At 55.5% G+C, this 13,134-nt stretch carries 15 protein-coding genes; 6 read left to right on the forward strand and 9 right to left on the reverse strand.

From position 1 onward, the window contains the following. On the forward strand, positions 1 to 243 hold a 243-nt coding region (locus R6V78_RS09140), incomplete at its 5' end, for a hypothetical protein (RefSeq protein ID WP_410289044.1). 84 nt (positions 244 to 327) lie between these two features. Further along, a complete protein-coding gene (locus R6V78_RS09145; protein WP_410289045.1) occupies positions 328 to 1,500 on the forward strand; it encodes an ABC transporter substrate-binding protein in 1,173 nt (390 codons plus the stop codon). Positions 1,501 to 1,616: 116 nt separating this feature from the next. Here R6V78_RS09145 and R6V78_RS09150 read toward each other — a convergent pair whose 3' ends face one another. The 4 genes from R6V78_RS09150 to R6V78_RS09165 all read right to left on the reverse strand — a co-directional run bounded on the left by R6V78_RS09150 (position 1,617) and on the right by R6V78_RS09165 (position 4,904). Next, complete coding sequence (locus R6V78_RS09150) at positions 1,617 to 1,979, reverse strand: Hsp20/alpha crystallin family protein (protein WP_410289046.1); 363 nt, start codon at positions 1,977 to 1,979, stop codon at positions 1,617 to 1,619. 215 nt (positions 1,980 to 2,194) lie between these two features. Beyond that, a complete protein-coding gene (locus R6V78_RS09155) occupies positions 2,195 to 3,094 on the reverse strand; it encodes an amino acid ABC transporter permease (RefSeq protein WP_410289047.1) in 900 nt (299 codons plus the stop codon). Further along, complete coding sequence (locus R6V78_RS09160) at positions 3,091 to 4,029, reverse strand: transporter substrate-binding domain-containing protein (RefSeq protein ID WP_410289048.1); 939 nt, start codon at positions 4,027 to 4,029, stop codon at positions 3,091 to 3,093. Before R6V78_RS09160 ends, R6V78_RS09155 begins: the two co-directional genes overlap by 4 nt. A gap of 53 nt (positions 4,030 to 4,082) precedes the next feature. Continuing rightward, entirely contained in the window at positions 4,083 to 4,904 is an 822-nt protein-coding gene (locus R6V78_RS09165; RefSeq protein WP_410289049.1) for an amino acid ABC transporter permease, read from the reverse strand. A 501-nt stretch (positions 4,905 to 5,405) separates the two neighbouring features. Here R6V78_RS09165 and R6V78_RS09170 point away from each other — a divergent pair. Beyond that, positions 5,406 to 5,765, forward strand: coding sequence for a DVU0772 family protein (locus R6V78_RS09170; protein ID WP_410289050.1), 360 nt, complete (start codon positions 5,406 to 5,408; stop codon positions 5,763 to 5,765). 118 nt (positions 5,766 to 5,883) lie between these two features. Here R6V78_RS09170 and R6V78_RS09175 read toward each other — a convergent pair whose 3' ends face one another. Beyond that, complete coding sequence (locus R6V78_RS09175) at positions 5,884 to 6,087, reverse strand: DUF2892 domain-containing protein (RefSeq protein WP_410289051.1); 204 nt, start codon at positions 6,085 to 6,087, stop codon at positions 5,884 to 5,886. Between the two features lie 337 nt (positions 6,088 to 6,424). Here R6V78_RS09175 and R6V78_RS09180 point away from each other — a divergent pair, with 337 nt between their 5' ends. From R6V78_RS09180 to R6V78_RS09190, 3 genes are all read left to right on the forward strand, one after another. Beyond that, complete coding sequence (locus tag R6V78_RS09180; RefSeq protein ID WP_410289052.1) at positions 6,425 to 6,886, forward strand: ferritin-like domain-containing protein; 462 nt, start codon at positions 6,425 to 6,427, stop codon at positions 6,884 to 6,886. A gap of 84 nt (positions 6,887 to 6,970) precedes the next feature. Beyond that, entirely contained in the window at positions 6,971 to 7,783 is an 813-nt protein-coding gene (locus R6V78_RS09185) for a ZIP family metal transporter (protein WP_410289053.1), read from the forward strand. A gap of 70 nt (positions 7,784 to 7,853) precedes the next feature. Continuing rightward, entirely contained in the window at positions 7,854 to 8,348 is a 495-nt protein-coding gene (locus R6V78_RS09190; protein ID WP_410289054.1) for a universal stress protein, read from the forward strand. Between the two features lie 57 nt (positions 8,349 to 8,405). Here R6V78_RS09190 and R6V78_RS09195 read toward each other — a convergent pair whose 3' ends face one another. From R6V78_RS09195 to R6V78_RS09210, 4 genes are all read right to left on the reverse strand, one after another. Next, positions 8,406 to 10,013, reverse strand: a complete 1,608-nt coding sequence (locus R6V78_RS09195) for an FAD-dependent oxidoreductase (RefSeq protein WP_410289055.1) — start codon at positions 10,011 to 10,013, stop codon at positions 8,406 to 8,408. Positions 10,014 to 10,107: 94 nt separating this feature from the next. After that, entirely contained in the window at positions 10,108 to 10,794 is a 687-nt protein-coding gene (locus tag R6V78_RS09200; RefSeq protein WP_410289056.1) for a rubredoxin-like domain-containing protein, read from the reverse strand. 43 nt (positions 10,795 to 10,837) lie between these two features. Continuing rightward, complete coding sequence (locus R6V78_RS09205) at positions 10,838 to 12,016, reverse strand: citrate/2-methylcitrate synthase (protein WP_410289057.1); 1,179 nt, start codon at positions 12,014 to 12,016, stop codon at positions 10,838 to 10,840. Between the two features lie 290 nt (positions 12,017 to 12,306). After that, a complete protein-coding gene (locus tag R6V78_RS09210) occupies positions 12,307 to 12,732 on the reverse strand; it encodes a transcriptional repressor (protein ID WP_410289058.1) in 426 nt (141 codons plus the stop codon). Between the last annotated feature and the right edge of the window lie 402 nt (positions 12,733 to 13,134).

Genomic DNA, 13,134 nt, shown 5'->3' on the forward strand with positions numbered 1-13,134 from the left:
GCCCGAATCGGATTCAAACCGAATTCGCTCAGCACCGGGAATCGGGCCAACCGCTTTGCGCCAAAGCTCGGTAAACTCATTCGTACTCATAATATCATCGCGAATCGCAGGCTCCGCAAGATACACTCTGACATCGGTGGAGTGTTCACCTTCGCGCCCCTCGGAAGCATATATGCCAACAACCAACTCGAGCGCAAAAGCCAGCGGGTGTTTGACTCGAGAATAACAGACGAAATCGTCTGATGTCCGTTTTTAAGTGGCACTTTGCGGCCCGGTCCGGCTCGGCGTTCTCACAAAAACTGAATGACATAGAAGAAGGAGGAGAAGATGAAACCGATGAATCGACTGGCGGTTGTGGCCTTGGCTTTGATGCTGGTCCTGGCCGGGGGGAGCACTGCAGCGCAAGAACCCATCAAGATCGGCGCGTTTTTCGACCTGTCCGGTCCGGCGGCCTTTATCGGCACGCCCACCAAGCTGGTGGCCGACATGGTGGTGGATAAAATCAACAAGGAGGGCGGTGTCAACGGCAAGACCATAGAGCTGATCATCGGCGATACCGAGGGCGACCCGGCCAAAGCCGTAAACATCGCCAAGAAATTCATCTACAAGGACAAGGTGGCTGCCATCATAGGCCCCACGCGGACCGGAACCGGCATGGCGGTCAAAAAAATCATCCAGGGCGGCCAGGTACCGGCTTTCATGACCGTGGGCGGGGATCCGGTGATCATGGGCGGAGAGAAGCTGGGTCCCTTCGACTGGATTTTCAAATCGCCCCAGCGTTCGTCGGTGGCCGTCAAGCGCCTCTACATGTATCTCAAAGAGAAGCGGCTTACCAGAATTGCCCTGCTCACCGCGTCGGATGGATTCGGCAAGGACGGCGTGCACTGGCTCACCACGCTGGCGCCTGAATTCGGTCTCGAGGTGGTGTCTCAGGAGGCATTTGGCCCCAAGGACACCGACATGACCGCCCAGCTGACCAATGCCAAAAATGCCAAGCCGCAGGCCCTGGTGGTCTGGACCATCGGTCCGGCCGGATCCATTGTATCCAAAAACAAAGCCCAGCTGGGCATCGATCTGCCTCTGTTTCAATGCCACGGCCTTCCGGATCCCAAGTACATTGAGCTGGCCGGCAAAGCCTCCGAAGGCGACCGCATGCCGGCCACCAAATTGATGGTCGCCGATGCGCTGCCCGACAGCGACCCCCAAAAGCCGGTCATCGAAGAATTTATCCGGCTTTACACGGAGGTATACGGCTTCCACAAGCAGTTTCCTGTCAACACGCATTCAGGGTATGCCTGGGATGCCATTATGATCGTGGCCGATGCCATGAAACGGGTCGGTACCCAGCCCAACGACCTGCGTGCCGCTATCGAGCAGACCAAGGGCTACGTTGGCATCTCGGGTGTATTCAACCTTACACAGGAAGACCACAACGGGTTGGATGTGGACTCCATGGTGATCGTGCAGGTCCGGGAGGGTAAATTCGTGATGGCAGATTAGATTCGTCGGGTAGTCCCGGTTTAACCACCTGTGGCGCGCATGCGCTTTTCCGGTTAAGAACGACCCTTGCGGAGACCCGGTGCCAGTGTCTGCCCGGGTCTCCGGATCGAACCAAATTATCCGGCGGCTACCGTGATCTGACGGGGTATGGCTTTTTCCGCCTTGGGCAGGGTCAGGCGCAGGACCCCGTCTTCGAGCTTGGCTTCGATTTTATTTTGATCGACGACTTCGGAAAGGTTGAACTGCCGGTAATATCTGCCGATTTCAAATTCGATAAGCACATCCGCCTCATCTTTTTCATCAAACGGCCTGACTTCACCGGAAATGCTCAGTACGTTGTCTTTCAAGTCGATCTTGACATCGTCGGGGGCTACGCCGGGCATATCCGCCAGCAGGGTGATCTTCCGTTCGTTTTCAAAGATATCCACATCGGGGGTGAAGGCCATGCCGGGTCTGGTTGGTTCGGCAGGGCTGGCCACCTCTTGTTTTGCCTTTACCTGAAAATAAATCAGGTTGAAACAGCAGAATTGAATGTACGCCGGATTTTATGATCCTATGAAGGCAACAGGCTGGATGGAAGGAGGGTATAAATCTGATATATAAACGGAAAACAGTTTTTAGCCCGCCAGTTTTGAGTCCGACATAACAGCATTGAGAAAAACCATTATTAAATAAATTATAAAAATTTAGTAATTTAATTGGCTTGCCAAGGTCGGGATTCTTTTTTCAGGTGCAGTTCAAACCGCTCCACCAGCAGGGAGCAGGTCAGACAGATCACGAAGTAAATGGCCAGGATGGTAATCCACACCTCGAAGGTTAGGAAGGTGGCGGCCATTAGTTCCATGCCCTGAAAGGTCAGCTCCTGAATGGAAATTATCGATACGATGGCTGAATCCTTGATCGTGGAGATGAACTGGCCTGCCAGGGGCGGCATCACCCGGCGCAGGGCCTGGGGGAAGATGACGTAGCGCAGCTGCTGGATGCGTGTGAAGCCCAGGCCCGATGACGCTTCCCATTGGCCCTTGTCGATGGATTGGATCCCGGCCCGGGTGATTTCAGTGATGTAGGCCCCTTCGTAAACGCCCAACGCCAATGCCCCGGAGATGAAAATGGATACCTGTGAGGGCTCGGCCACGAGAAGGCGCAGGATGCCGGACAGCGGTCCCTCGTCCGTGAATGTCGATCGGCTGATGCCGATGGCGGGCAGGAGCCGGTCGCCGATGAAATAGTAGAAAATAAAGACCCACACCAGCACCGGGATATTACGGATGATCTCCACATAGCCGGTCCCGATCATCTGGCGATAGCGACTGCAACTGATCCGGAACAGCCCCATGACCGTACCGATGAAAAGTGCGATTGCCGTAGACCAGATGCTCAACCGCAAGGTGACCAGAACGCCCTGGAGAATCAAACCGGGTACCCATCGGCCGCTTTTTTCATCCAGGCGCAGCAGGTACTGGGGAATGGCTTGCCAGTTCCATTGATACTGGGCCTGCAGCGTGGCCTGGTAAAGCAGCCACATGGCTGCCACGCCGACGCCGGCCAACATGATCAGATCCCTGGTGGTGATTCTGGCCTTATTGGCGATCACTGAATCTGTGATTCCCAGTCTTTGGTTTCAAACCAGTATGTTTTGCGTTCCTTTAGCCAGCCTTCGGCATTTACATAACCAATCCAGTTGTTGAAAAAATTCAGGGTGTCAATATCCCCCTTGCGCAGGGCAAAGCCAATGGGCTCCCGCGTGAACGTACCCTCGACGGGCAGGAAAAGCTTGTCCGGGTATTTGATGACCTGGAAGGCCGGTGTGGGGGCTGAACCGACCACAGCATGCACGCGGCCGTTGATCAACTCCTGGTAAGCCTGGGCCTCGTCGTCGAACATGCGGATTTCCGCCTCGGGCAGGTATTTTTTGGTGGCGGTAACCGCGGTGGAACCCAGGCGGGCTGCGATAACGATGCCGGGTTTGTTGAAAGCTTCGATGCCCATCATGCCCTCGGCCATCTTTTTGCTGGCCACCACGGACATGCCTGTGAAATCATAGGGGTCTGTGAAATTGACCTTGAGGTTCCGGCTGGGCAGGATGCCCATACCGCCGATAATGACGTCGAACTTGCCGGTGAGCAGCGCCGGGATGATGCCGGACCACTTGGTGGGAACAAATTCGACCTTGACGCCCATGTCTTCGGCCAGGCGGGTGGCCACGTCAATTTCAAAACCGATGAGCCTGCCGGTTTTGTCCTTCATGGCCCAGGGCACGAAGGTGGACATGCCCACCCGCAATACCCCCCGCTGGATCACCTGTTCAACGACGCTCTCCCCGCTGTCGACGGCGACCGCCACCGGAACGCCGGCCAGGCTGAAAGCCAAAACAGCCACGATAAAGATTCGAACCGCGATAGCGAGCGCATGCCCCGCTGCTTGCGGCGGGGTTAGCGAGCGAACGGGAAATCGATTTTCATCCTTACGGTGAAGATTCCCCGCGGCTTGCCGCGGGGAGGATCCAATCCTACGCGTCATGATTCTCATGCATGTGCTCCTTTCGTCGATGATCAATTATTTTCGGTGTTACGTTGAAATCGTCAATCCACCAGAGCCAGCCGTCTTTCCATCGCCTGGGTGACCAATGACAGGGACAAGGTCAATATCAGATAGATGGCCGCGATGGTGAACCATAATTCAAACACAAGGTACGTCTCCGCAATAATCTCTTGTCCCTTCATGGTCAGATCATAAATGGCGATGGTGCTCACCAGGGCTGAATCTTTGATCAGGGAGACCGCCTGGCTCACCAGGGGAGGGGTCATGTGCCGGAGCGCCTGGGGCAGCACCACATGCAGGTAGGTGCGATAGCGTGCCAATCCGATGCTTTGGGCCGCTTCCCATTGACCCTGTGGAACGGCCAGGATGCCGGCGCGGATGATCTCTGAGGCATAGGCCCCTTCGAACAGGCTCAACGCCAGGACTGCGGAGGCAAAGCGGCCGAGATCCACCATGGGCGAAAAGACGAAATAGATAAAAAAAAGCTGCACCAGCAGTGGTGTGTTGCGAATCAATTCCAGGTAGATGCGTGCAATCGCCCGGGCGGCAAAAGATCCGGACAGCCGGCAGACCGCCGTGACCAAACCCAACAGACTGGAGAGCATCAGGGATATGGCGGAAACCTTCAAGGTAACCACCAGCCCCTTGAGCAGCGGGCCGGCTGCAAAATGACCTTCCGCAAAGGTGTACAGATATGGCGGCACCCGGTACCATTGCCAGTTGTATCCCAGTTCTGCGCCGCCTGCGTAGACCAGCCAGACGAGCAGGCCGGCGGTGGCCATCACCTTCAGCCAATCCAGGGCCAATTTCCTGCGGCTGGACCGGAGGCTGTCTCCCGAAATGACGAGCTCACAAGCTTTCATGGATGAATGCGTTTTTCAGTGCGTCGAACCGATCATAGTAAACCCAAGGGACACCCTTCACCCGGCACCATGTATCTCTTCTCGCCACGCGATGCGCGGGTGTGGTTTCTTGCGTCGTGACGTTGCCATCACAAGATGCGCCAGCTTGTACAAAATGCAAGTTTTTGCGGATCATTTATGATTATATGCCAAAAAAAGGTGCGGCGACCCATGCCTTGAAAAATTTGTATCATGCATTACTTTATACGATACATAAATGTATCGTTTTGAGTGTATGGCAGTTTAACCTGTCGTTCTTGGCGGCAATTGCCTTGATCAATTCCGACCCCAATTGGATTGTATCGCTTCTTAAACCTTAATGATTCAAAAGGTTGTGTGAGCGGGGTCAAGAACGTGTCTGTTGGCATGATTCTGGCTGAAGTCTACTCAAGTGGAATCAGAATCACAACCTAAATCTCGCCGGCCCCATGCCGGAAAGAAGAAACGACCGGGAGCGTGAGCATGATGAATATAGAGGATATCAAAAGCAACAGGGATCTGGTTAATTCCATTGATTGGGAGATGACGCCGGAAGAGGCGGTTCGTTTATATTTGGAGTGGGGCAACAATTGGGCACGCGGGAATTATGTGATCCGGTCCAAGGATGATGTCTCCCACTATTTTGTGGTCAATACCTGGAAGGATGAGCCGGTAATTTATTTTATTCGCAGGAACAGCGACGAAGCGGTTGAGTTGGCAAAAATCAAGATGCCGGCAGCACTCAAAAAACGGTATCTGCATTCCCAAGGCAGGCACAAGGGTGTTTGGGCGCTTGAAGGCGAGGTTAAATCCTGGCTCCAACAAAAACTCAGTGTGAATTAGCTTCTTGGCAGGTGTTTTTTTGTAAACCGTTTTTTTCTCGAAAGCCGTTCGAGGATCAACGCTATCGGTTGCCCTCCGGCATTGCCGGGGTCAACAGGCGGCCAACTTGAGCTGGATTTCACTCGAAGGCTTTGCCTGGCTTGAAACCCAACGGCTTGAGAATCTTCACCAGTGGACAGAGCCCCGTGAAGCTGGACTGCAGCAGGTTGGCACCCACAAATGCGGTGAGCCACAGCCAGTAGAGGCTGTGAACCTGTGACAAAAGCACGGTGACCAGGATCATTGAGCCGGCAAAAGCGAGAATCATGCGGTCAATATTCATTATATATCTCCACCAGGTTTGGTTTAACGGTCTCATTATCAACGCTATAGAGACCCATGGGTCCGCAAGGTTACAATTTTTTAAATCCTATCTGTCCGCACGGGTCAGGTGATTCGGCCTTCGGCCCCCCCCCGGCCGGATCGACGCCGAGCCTGCCTGCAGTTACCCCCGCAGAATAAACCGCTTATCAAAAAACCAATGGCATGTTAGTTGCTTTTTTAGTATGTTGATGGACAAATCCCAGTTTGATCGCCACGCGGCACTCGCGTACTTGAAAAAAAGCCGGCAACGTGTTCCCATTTTCACCGATTACCATTTCCAGCAGCGAGGGGTTACCATGAATTTCAATTCCTTTGAAGAGATTCTCGATTTCGCCATCGAAAGAGAAAAACAGGCTGTCAACTTTTACCAGAAACTGGTGGATAGGGAAACCTTTCCGGCATCCAGACAGACCCTTGCCGAGTTTGTCGAAGAGGAGAGAAAACACCAGGTTCTGCTGGAGGAATTCAAGAAAGGCAACCGGTCCGTGGTGGAATACGACTACGTCTGGATTCCGGATATCAAACGCAGCGATTACATGGTCGATATGCAGTATGAACCCGGAATGGACTTTGCTGAAATTCTCAGACTGGCCATGAAGCGTGAGGAGAAAGCCCTGCGACTTTACAACACGCTGGCAACCAAGACCGACGATGCGGGTTGCATCAAGCTGTTCAAATTGCTGGCCCAGGAAGAGGCCAGGCATAAACGGACTTTCGAAATCTTATATGACGACCACATGGCCAAGCTGGGGGATTGACGGAAGGTACGCCCATCGGGGAATCCCGTCGCGCGTCCGGGGCCAGGCTGAGATGGCGGCTGGCTCGCTTTTCGAAGGCACGAAATGATCGAATACGTTTCTCAGTTCAGCCCCATTACCCAGGCCCTGCTGGCCACCTTGTTCACCTGGGGCGTGACGTCCCTGGGTGCCGCCATCGTCGTGTTCACCAAGCGGATCAGCCCGCTGCTGATGGAAACCTCCTTGGGGTTTGCCGGAGGTGTAATGATTGCCGCCAGCTATTGGTCTCTGCTGGCTCCGGCCATCGAGATGGCCGAGGAGGCCGGCACGATTCCATGGCTGCCGGCAGCCGTCGGCTTTTTAGGCGGGGCCCTGTTCATGCGCCTCGTGGACATGCTGCTGCCCCATCTGCACCTGGGGCTTCCCACCAGCGAAGCCGAGGGGCCGAAGACCTCCTGGCAGCGGTCGACGCTGCTGGTGACGGCCATCACGCTGCACAACATCCCGGAAGGGTTGGCGGTGGGTGTCGCTTTTGGTGCGGTGGTGTCCGGTGTGGGCTCGGCCACATTGGGCGCCGCCGTGGCTCTGGCCATCGGCATCGGTCTGCAGAATTTTCCCGAGGGAATGGCGGTGTCGCTTCCCCTGAGACGGGAAGGCATGTCCCGGGGCAAAGCCCTTTGGTACGGTCAGTTGTCCGGTATGGTGGAACCGGTGGCCGGCGTGTTGGGAGCGGCGGCGGTGATGTTTTTTTTGCCGATCCTTCCCTATGCATTGGCCTTTGCCGCCGGTGCCATGATTTTCGTGGTGATCGAAGAGGTGATTCCCGAGTCCCAGCGGGGCAATAACGGAGATATCGCCAGCATTGGTACCGTGTTGGGATTTACCACCATGATGGTCCTGGATGTGGCTTTGGGGTAAATCAAGCTTCAATGCCATAAGATTTGCAACCCGCCGGTGGATCGGCGATGACATCTGAACAGGAGTGACTATGCTGCCTCAAATCAAAAATATTCTCTATGCCACTGATCTTTCCGACAATGCGCGTCATGCTTACAATTACGCAGCAAGCCTGGCCCAGGAATACAAAGCGCGCATCACCATTCTCCACGTCATCGAAAAGCTCTCCACGGAAACATTTTTACAGATTGAAGGGTATGTGGGTGAAGAGAAGTGGAAACAGCTTCAGCAAGAGAAACAGGCTGACTTCATTTCCACCATTAAAGGGCGGTTGAGCAACTTCTGTGATGAGATCAGCAGTGAAGTGGATGCCTGCACCTTCCAGGTCGACAAGATCATCGTGAAAGAGGGCATCGCCGCTGAAGAGATCCTTCATCAGGCCGAACTCAACGACGCGGATATCATTGTCATGGGAACGCACGGGTTCGGCATGTTCAAGGAGGCGCTAATGGGTGGTACGGCCAGGCGGGTGGTGAGGAAAAGCATCATCCCGGTGATGGTGATCAGGCTGCCAGAAAAAATGTAGTCTGCTCTGCTGAGCTGAATGAATGCATGCCCAATTGACCCGGCTTTTTCCTGGCCATTATTTTTTCCAGTAGGGATTAATGATGTCCTCGAAAATGGCCAGGGCTGCTTCGGATCCGTAGCCCGCGGCGGTGACAATCTGTTTGAAGCCGCCGGCCACATCGCCGGCCACGTAAATGCCCGGGATATTGGTGCGAAACGCCTTGTGCCGGATATAGCCTTCCTCGTTTAGCTCCAGCCCCACTTTTTTGGCCAGGTCGACAGCCGGATCGTAGCCGATGGCCATGAAGACGCCGTCGGCCGCTTTGGTGGCGGTTTGACCGGTGGTGTTGTTCAGCAGGACGACCTCCGTGACCCGATTCTCACCGCGGATCTCCTTGACCTCGGTGTTGAACAGGATGGGAATGGCGTTGTCAATCAGCTGTTTGACCAAAACCTCCTGGGCCTTGAGGCGATCCCGTCGATGGACCAGGGTGACGGCTACACCCATATTGTGCAGGTGCAGGGCCTCGGTGGCGGCACTGTTTCCGCCGCCCACCATGAACACCCGCTTGCCCTTAAACAGGGGGCCGTCACAGGTGGCGCAGTAGCTGACCCCGCGGCCGGAAAAGCGCTGTTCACCGGGGACGCCAAGGTGTCGGTGGGAGGCGCCGGTGGCGATGAGCACAGCCTGGGTCTTGAACTTTCTGCGTGAGGTCTGCACGATGTGGGGCTCACCGGGGATAATGTCGACAACTTCCTCGCCGGGGAAAATCTGTACATACTCCAAGGCGTGGGTGACCATGATGTCCACCAGGGTCTTGCCGCCCACCTCCTTCATACCGGGGTAATTCTCCACCACTGGGGTAAGGGCCACCTGTCCGCCCAGCACCCCTTTTTCCACGACCACGGACTTCAAGCCGCTGCGGGCCGCATAAATTCCCGCCGTGAGGCCGGCCGGGCCTCCGCCGATGATAACCAGTTGGCACGCGACTTCCTCCGCGTCGCTTTCGGGGATGAAAATGGTCTGCTGCTCCATCTTTTCCAGGGAGGCCATGAACAGCTCTTCCGTCTGGGCGCCCAGGGCGGTGAGCACATCGTTGGCAAAGGTCTGGGGGACTGAATGGGCGCCGTACTGGTCGGCCAGATCCGCGTTGGCCTGAATGTCGATGATCTCCAGGGAAACCATCTCAGGCCTGGCCACGGCGGCCTTGAGGGCATTCAATGCCTGCTGGGGGCAGTAGGGGCAGGCGGCGCTGACGAAGACCTTCACATGACGGGGCTGGTCAATTTTTTTCAGCACACCCAGGGCCGCTTCGTTCAGGTCGCTCTTGCCCGTGCCGATGCGCAGCAGGACTTCCAGGAAGATGCGTCCTTCCTCTCCTAAAGGGGCGCCCAGCCAGCGGATGTTGTACCGCTCTGGGTCGAAGACCAGCGTGGGCGAATGGTCGATGCCCATTTGTCGGGCCTTTTCATGGTTGAGGTCGAATTCCTTCAGGACGATTTTGTCGGTCAATTGCCTGAAAAATCTAAGTGCCTGCCGGGCGGCGTCGTTGAATACATCGTTTTTCCCACCCTGTGTGTACAAGAAGACAGGAATTTCATACTTGAGGCCGCTTAGAATTCGGGCCAGTTCCATCTGGACCTGACGCATCTGCGCTTCGTCGATATCGTGTGCTTGGTTCATTGAATCGTTCTCCTTATGCCTGCCTTTCGAATTCAAGCGCTGCCTGTTCCGGCCACTTTTGACGCCTCGTGATCATCTTGTATGCAACTTGAAATCAGTCTCTGAAAACCAGCTTGCCGCCGTACCAGCCCGCTGTGGTAGCAGCACCCAGCATAATAAGGTTGATCAGGAAAAAGGCAACCCGGGAGGGCTGGGGGGTGGTAATCACCTCAGGATTGAACAGCAGCCAGATAAACAGGAACCAGGCCGTGACGGTGACGATGATGCCGCAGGCGATTTTGACGCTGAATACATGGGTGATCGCGCCGTTAAAACGGTTCTGCCAGTCCACCCATCCAGAGAAGAGCACCAGCGGCATGGCAAGGGCCACCACGCCCAGGTTGTAGGTCGCTGCAATGGCCATTCCCTTGATGCTGAAAAGGGCCGATAGGAAAAGGAAAAGGACAACGACGGGAAGCAGGCCGTTGGGAATATGAACGCTGACGGGATGCCCGTGGTACTTGGTCATCATATCGAACAGCCGGCGGTAGCGGGAATGCCTGAAGGGGGAGCCGGGTTCGGATCGGGCAGATTTGGTCGTCGCAGCCGGTGCGGCTGTTTGCGATGAATCCACGGCCGGTTTGATTTCAGGAGCGGTTGATGGCGCCTGTTGTGGTGAGGTGTCCTGGGGTTCAGTGACATCGATGAACATGCTCTTGGGGGCCCCGCAGACCGGGCAAATTTCCGGGGGCTCATCGCCGGTGTGAATGTAGCCGCAAACCGTGCATTTCCATTTTTTCATCTTTGGTCTATCGCCTCTTCGGGTTAGGGTGGGTATGGGTGCATCAGCGCTGATCCATGGGAACAAAGGCACATTCTTGGGGTCCGCAATAGTCGCCGATATAGTCGGACTCAGGCCGGTACAGGGTGGGTTTTGCCGCGGCTCCGCCGAACTGCTCTTCAATCACATGGGCCGACCATCCGGCAATGCGTGAGATGGCGAAAATGGTGGTGAACAGATCTACGGCAATCCCCATATAGTAATACAGGGAGGCGCTGTAAAAATCGACATTGACGAATATGTCCTTGCCCTTTTTCTTTTTGAAAGCGGCCTTGCCCTTGAGTTCGAGCGCTCTGGAAAGATCGTACCAGCGGGTGTCGCCGGCCCGTTTTCCCAAAGCGAGGGACATGGGGGCGATAATGTGCGCCCGGGGGTCGTCCACCTGGTAGACGGCATGACCCAGCCCCATGATCACCCCACCGGTGTCGAGGATGTTGGCAACGTAGTCGTCGACGTTGCCCACCTCATCGATCTCCAGCAGCATCTGCATCACGCGTGTGTTCGCACCGCCGTGGAGGGGGCCGGAGAGGGAGCCGACGCCGGCAGCTACCGCCGCGTACAGGTGGGCTCTGGTCGAGGCCACTTCGCGTGCGGCAAAGGTGGATGCGTTGAAGGAATGTTCGGCGTGGAGCACCAGGCAGGTGTCGAAATAGCCGGCCAGTTCATCATCGGGAACCTCGCCATTTAGCATGTAAAGAAAGTTGGCCGCATGGCTCAGGCTTGGGTCCGGAGTTATGGGATCGTTGCCGTTGCGGATCCGGTCCCATGCCGCAACAATGGTTGCAAACCTGGCGATCAGGCGAACGGCCATGCGGGTGGTGCTGTCGATGTCCGTATTGCGGATTTCGGCGTCATGGTTGGCCATCATGGGGACGGCGGCCTGGAGCACATCCATGGGCAATGCATCTTTGGGCATGGCCTTCATGGCCGTGAGAATGTCTTCTGGCACCGCCCGCTGTTCGGCAAGCTGCCGCCTGAAATCCGCCAGCGCCTGGCGGTCGGGAAGGCGCTCGAACAGCAACAGGTAAACCACCTCCTCGAATGCGGTTTTGCCGGCCAAGTCCCTGACCCGGTATCCCCGGTAGACCAGCTTGCCCTCGGCACCTTTGACATCGCTGATCTTGGTACTGGCGATGGTTACGCCCCTCAATCCTGTGTTGAGAACCGGTTTGCACGCTTCCATGGGTCACCTCTTCTTTTTTCTGGGGTGATAGACCGTTGGCCCGAAATATCCGGCCAAGTGCATTTAAAGAATTATTCAAATTGTATGCCAGAATACAATCCAACCTTTTTTGTGCCCGCCTTATCCTGCCAGGCTGCCTTGCCGGTCTGGCGGCGCGTGTTCAAGGCCGCTGGTGTCCCCGCCCCCATGGGCATCTGATGTGAACGTTGTCTCATGTATCAGGTGATACACGACTGTATCATAATACAACCGACTGGAATAAATGGGATATTATGCTGCGTGGATCCGGGTTAGCCGGTCGCCTGCTGCTGATTCCGTTGCCTGGCGCATTGCGGGCACAGCCCGGTGAATTCCAGATTGTGGCCGATGATTTCAAAGACGGTGGTGCTGTAGAGGTCATCTTCCAGTTCATTGAGAGGTGCGATGGGTGCATCGTCGACACGTTCACAGCAGACACAGCGGATATGGTAATGTTTCTTGGGTATGCCGTCGTAGTGTTTCATGGCGCCGGAGAGTTCCAGGCGCTGGATTTCCCCCAATTCGCAAAGCACATCGAGGTTCCGATAAACGGTGCCCAGACTGATTTTCGGCAGCCGTTTTCGCACCCGTTCGTATATTTCGTCAGCGGCAGGATGGTTATTGGTTCTGCGAAGCTCATCCAGGATAACCCGCCGCTGTGGGGTCATTCTTGTCTTCTTTTCAAATTGCACTGCCATGATCTCCAAAGTGGGGTCTGATCTTTTCCTAAAATGAAATCGAGCATATGTCAAGAGGCGTGGGGTCGATCAGCAGGACCCCGTCAATGTCCTGTCCCGAACCTCCTGCGTCACCGCGGTGAGCCCAAGACCTATTTTCGTGGCCCCGTAAGGTTTTTACAAGGGTTCGCGGCTTGCAGATCTCAGGAAAACATGTCAAAATGCCAACTCAGAATGCTGGCCGGCAATTCCGAGAACTGACGGGCCACCGTTCATGATCGCATTCCAGTCTTTACGGTATGGATTTTGCTTTGGGCTGGGTGAATTCGTCGGCGGTTCATCGCGGCAACAACGTGCTGTCGGGATTCCCAACCTGCATCCGTCGCAGTGCAACCGCCGGTCTGATCGGAAAATGATCCAAAA

The sequence above is a fragment of the Desulfosarcina sp. genome (assembly GCF_046496365.1).
Lineage (GTDB): Bacteria > Desulfobacterota > Desulfobacteria > Desulfobacterales > Desulfosarcinaceae > Desulfosarcina.